General features: G+C 64.9%; 4 protein-coding genes. All 4 read left to right on the forward strand.

Annotation, left to right across the window (positions count from 1 at the left end):
• Window positions 1-939: squalene/phytoene synthase family protein (locus LJE91_02595; protein MCG6867639.1), on the forward strand; the 939-nt coding region annotated here is incomplete at its 5' end.
• A complete protein-coding gene (locus tag LJE91_02600; GenBank protein ID MCG6867640.1) occupies window positions 902-1,657 on the forward strand; it encodes a hypothetical protein in 756 nt (251 codons plus the stop codon). The genes LJE91_02595 and LJE91_02600, both read left to right, overlap by 38 nt.
• Before the next feature lie 115 nt (window positions 1,658-1,772).
• Complete coding sequence (locus tag LJE91_02605; protein MCG6867641.1) at window positions 1,773-2,522, forward strand: phosphocholine cytidylyltransferase family protein; 750 nt, start codon at window positions 1,773-1,775, stop codon at window positions 2,520-2,522.
• A gap of 102 nt (window positions 2,523-2,624) precedes the next feature.
• Window positions 2,625-4,035: phosphoenolpyruvate mutase (gene aepX / locus LJE91_02610; protein ID MCG6867642.1), on the forward strand; the 1,411-nt coding region annotated here is incomplete at its 3' end.

Below are 4,035 nucleotides of genomic sequence, written 5' to 3' on the forward strand. Positions count from 1 at the left end.
ATCGTCGACACGATCGAGGACGAGCCTGCGATGGACCTGGATCAGAAGCGGCATTTCAGTGAACGCTTCGTCGACGCGGTCGCAGGCACCGGCAATCCGGACGCATTCGCCTCGGAACTCGCGCCGCTGCTGTCACGCAGCACGATCCCGGCGGAGCACGAACTCATCCGGCTCGCCCCGCGCGTCCTGGGGATCACCCACGGGTACGATTCCGGCAAGCGCCGCATCCTTGAGCGCTGCGTGCGGATCATGGCAGACGGCATGGTGGAATTCCAGACGCCGCGGTCCCGGCGTGGCCTGGACGACCTCGAGCACCTCGACCGATACTGCTACTTCGTCGCCGGGATCGTCGGCGAGACCCTGACCCTGCTCTATTGCGACTATTCCCCGGAGATCCTCGCTCGCAAGGACGAGTTGATGCGGCTCGGGGTCTCGTTCGGACAGGGCCTGCAGATGACCAACATCCTCAAGGACATCTGGGACGACCTGGATCGCGGCGCCTGCTGGCTGCCGCGGACGGTCTTCGAGGCCGAAGGCTTCGACCTGGACGACCTCGATCCCGGACGTTACGAGGCCACCTTCGGTCACGGGCTTCGCAAGCTGGTCGCCGTGGCGCGCGAACATCTCTCGAACGCCCTGCGGTATACCCAGATCATCCCGCCCGGCGAGCGGGGCATACGCATTTTCTGCCTCTGGGCACTGGGCATGGCCGTGCTGACACTGCGCAAGATCCATCGCCATCCCAAATTCCGTTCGGGAACGGAGGTCAAGATCTCCCGGCGAAGCGTCAGGTCCACCATCGCGGCAAGCCGCGCGACCGCCGGCAGCAACACCATGATCCGCCTGCTGTTCGAGATCGCGGCCACCGGCTTGCCGTCGGCCCCACCACCAAACGTTTTCGATGCCAGCGAGGTTTCCGGGGAGAGCGCAAATCGCTGAACAACTGGGTATCGTCGTCGCGCTGGCGGCGGAGATTTCCACCATCCTCCCCGCCGTCCCGCGGCTCGGGGAACCGATACGGATCGATGCCCGCACCTGTGCGATCCTCGCCGGAATGGGTGCCGGACGGGCCGAGTCGGGTGCAAAGCGACTGCTGACATACGGGGCGGACGCCCTGCTCTGCTGGGGAACCGCGGCCGCACTCGTCGACGACCTCCCACCGGGCGCCCTGCTGGTACCCGACAAGCTGGTCTGGGAGGATGGTGACTTGTCGAACACGCACCACCGCTGGAGCGCGTCACTGCGCACACGGCTGGCGGCCGCGAACGGAACCCTCGTCGATCCAGGGCACATCCTGGCGTCGGAGCAGGAGAAACGCGAGCTCAGACGGCGAACGGGGGCGGTTGCCGCAGACATGGAAAGCGCAGCGGTAGCGCAAGTTGCAATCGCGGCCGGTGTGCCATTTGCTGCCGTCCGTGCGATCTCCGACGCCCCGGCCACACCCCTCCCGGCACGCATCCTGGCCGCGGTGGACCCCGTAGGCCGGCTTCCCTCGCATGCCCTGCTGCACGAGGTCGTCCTCAGACCCACCGCCTGGCCGGGACTGATCCGCCTCGGATGGGGATTCGCAAGAGCCCGCGCATCCCTGAAACGCGCCTGGCGGACCCTCGGCGAAGACGCCCTGCCGCAAGACAATTCAACTGCGCAAAATACGTAGCCTGGATGAAGCGGCAGCGAAATCCAGGATTCCTTTCTGCATTACACTCTCCCCCCCATCCAGGCGACATCCTCTTACGCTTTGGCATAATACTTCCAGACAAAGAGACTGAGACATGTCGAATACACTTCTGGCAATCATCCTCGCGGCCGGCATTGGCAAACGCCTCGGCGCCGAATATGCCAACCTGCCCAAATGCCTGCTCCCGATGGGCGAGCGGACACTGCTGGAAAGGCATCTCGAACTGCTGCAGGCCGCCGGCGTCGGGGAGATCGTCATCGGCACGGGTTTCGAGTCCGGGCGTATCCAACAGACACTGGACCGGTGGCCGGGGACCGTCAAATGTTCCACGTTCCACAACCCCGACTACCGCCAGGGCAGCATCGTGACCCTCTGGCACGCCCGTGACCTGCTTCGCGCGGGGAAGGATGTCCTCGTGATGGACGCCGACGTGCTCTACGGACGCGAACTGCTCGAAAGACTGGTCCGGACTGGTCACGCCAACTGCTTCCTGCTAGACCGGGACCTCGAGGCGGGAGAAGAGCCCGTCAAGCTGTGCGTCCGCGACGGCCGGCTAGTTGAATTCCGCAAACGGATCGAGATCGACGCCGAGTACTGCGGCGAGTCGGTGGGTTTCTTCCGCTTTTCACCGGCCGTGGCCGCGGAACTGGCAGCGCGCGTCGAGGCCTATGTCGCAGAAGGACGTGTGGACGAACCCCATGAAGAAGCGATCCGCGATCTGTTATTATCCGAACCTTCGCGCTTCGGCTTCGAGGACGTCACGGGCCTCCCCTGGATCGAGGTGGATTTCCCGCAGGACGTGATCCGCGCACGCGATGAGATTCTGCCGCGCATCGGGGACTGAACCATGGCCGGCCCGTCATGACGTGCCTCGACCGCCTTAGAAATCTGCGCGCTTCCTCGGGCAATGCCGCTTCCAGCAAACCTTTTAGAGTCAAGTCGGACCATGCAACCCCTGGAAAGCCCCAAGGCCCCCAAGTATTCCCGTGCGGCGGGCAATCTGGAGGAGGAACTACCCGCCCGCAAGTCCACCCGGCTGCGCGCGCTGCTGGAGTCGGACGAGCTCGAATTCCTGATGGAGGCGCACAACGGCATCAGTGCACGCATCGTGGAGGAATGTGGCTTCCGGGGCATCTGGGCGAGCGGCCTGGCGCTCTCGGCGCAGTTCGGGGTTCGCGACAACAACGAGGCGAGCTGGACCCAGATCGTCGACATGCTGGAGTTCATGTCCGACGCCACCTCGATCCCCATCCTGCTGGACGGTGACACCGGTTACGGCAACTTCAACAACATGCGTCGCCTGGTGCGCAAGCTCGAGCAGCGCGATATCGGTGGGGTCTGTATCGAGGACAAGCTGTTTCCCAAGACCAACAGTTTCATCGACGGCGAGCGCCAGCCCCTGGCCGACGTGGACGAGTTCTGCGGCAAGATCGAGGCCGGCCGCGACAGTCGCATCGATCCGGATTTCTGCATCGTCGCCCGGGTCGAGGCGCTGATCGCGGGATGGGGACTGGACAAGGCCCTGCGGCGCGCACACGCCTACCGCGAGGCCGGTGCGGATGCGATCCTGATCCACAGCAAGCAGCGGGACCCGGACGAGGTGCTCGCCTTCGCCAGACGCTGGCGCGATCGTTCGCCTTTGGTCATCGTACCGACGCGCTACTACAGCACGCCGGCCGAAACCTACCGCGAGGCCGGTATCAGCGTCGCCATCTGGGCCAACCATCTCCTGCGCGCCGCGATCACCGCCATGCAGCGCGCTGCCGGCGAGATCCATCGCGCCGAGAGTGTAGCCGATATCGAGGACCAGATCGCGCCGGTCGACGAGGTCTTCCGGCTGCAGGGCGCGCAGGAGCTCGCCGGCGCGGAGAAGCGCTACTTCGCCAGCCGCGGCGCAGAGCGCAGCGCCATCGTCCTCGCGGCCTCGCGCGGTAATGACCTAGACCCGTTGACCGCCGAGCTGCCCAAGGCAATGATTCCGATCGCCGGCAGTCCCCTGTTGCAGCGCCTGGTGGACACCTTCAAGCGCCGGCAGGTCAACGAGATCACCGTCGTCGCGGGATACTACGCGGAGACCATCGAGTCGATCGGCGGGATCGAGGTCGTGCGCAATCCGGACTACGAGCACAACGGCGAACTGGCCTCGCTGAACTGCGCGCTGGAATCGATCACCGAGGACACCGTCATCACCTACGGAGACCTGCTGTTCCGCAGCTACATCCTGGACGACCTGCTCTCGCGCGAGGACGAAGTGGTCGCGGTGGTAGACACGCGTCTGCCCGAGATCAACAGCCCGGACTATCGCGATCTGGTCTGGTGCACCCGCGGTCCCAGCCATCAGTTGTTTCACGAGGACG

It is taken from the genome of Gammaproteobacteria bacterium, assembly GCA_022340215.1.
Lineage (GTDB): Bacteria > Pseudomonadota > Gammaproteobacteria > JAJDOJ01 > JAJDOJ01 > JAJDOJ01.